Source organism: Paenibacillus artemisiicola (assembly GCF_017652985.1).
Classification (GTDB): domain Bacteria; phylum Bacillota; class Bacilli; order Paenibacillales; family Paenibacillaceae; genus Paenibacillus_Z; species Paenibacillus_Z artemisiicola.
In genome coordinates, this window is record NZ_JAGGDJ010000120.1 from 1 (window position 1) to 859 (window position 859).

Genomic DNA, 859 nt, shown 5'->3' on the forward strand with positions numbered 1-859 from the left:
ACACCTTTGTAACTCCATGTGAGACGTCCTACAACCCCAAGGAGCAAGCTCCTTGGTTTGGGCTAATCCGCGTTCGCTCGCCGCTACTGACGGAATCACTGTTGTTTTCTCTTCCTCAGGGTACTTAGATGTTTCAGTTCCCCTGGTGTGCCTCCATTGTAGCTATGTATTCACTACAAGGTGACTGGGCATTACCCCAGCCGGGTTTCCCCATTCGGACATCCCCGGATCAGCGCCTGCTTACGGCTCCCCGAGGCATTTCGTTGTTCGCCACGTCCTTCTTCGGCTCCTAGCGCCTAGGCATCCTCCGTGCGCTCTTAGTAGCTTAACCAACGATGATTGGTTTGCGTGATCGATCCAATGATCGAGCATGCAGCATTCATCGCATACATCTTGTTAATCTCAGCTAAGAGATGTTTCGCAAATTTCATATCCAGTTTTCAAAGGGCAAGGTGATTTAGCGGTCGATATCTCATCCTGAATAAACTTCAGCAAAAGACACTTCCACAAGGTGCGGTTCGCACCCGCTTGGCAACGTCCTACTCTCCCAGGACCCTGCGGTCCAAGTACCATCGGCGCTGGAGGGCTTAACGGTCGTGTTCGGGATGGGTACGCGTGGTTCCCCTCCGCCATCGCCACCAAACGGATGTATATGCGGTTAGAAGGATTTATTCCTTCAAAACTGAACATGAGCGATCCTGTCGTTTTTCGTTTCCTGCTCGGGAAACGAGTATTCCTTAGAAAGGAGGTGATCCAGCCGCACCTTCCGATACGGCTACCTTGTTACGACTTCACCCCAATCATCTACCCCACCTTCGGCGGCTGGCTCCCTTGCGGGTTACCCCACCGACTTCGGGTG

At 52.6% G+C, this 859-nt stretch carries 3 rRNA genes; all 3 read right to left on the minus strand.

From position 1 onward, the window contains the following. A 23S ribosomal RNA gene (locus I8J29_RS33420) occupies positions 1-331 on the minus strand; the annotation flags it as partial. A gap of 195 nt (positions 332-526) precedes the next feature. Next, positions 527-643 (minus strand): 5S ribosomal RNA (gene rrf, locus I8J29_RS33425). A 98-nt stretch (positions 644-741) separates the two neighbouring features. Beyond that, a 16S ribosomal RNA gene (locus tag I8J29_RS33430) occupies positions 742-859 on the minus strand; the annotation flags it as partial.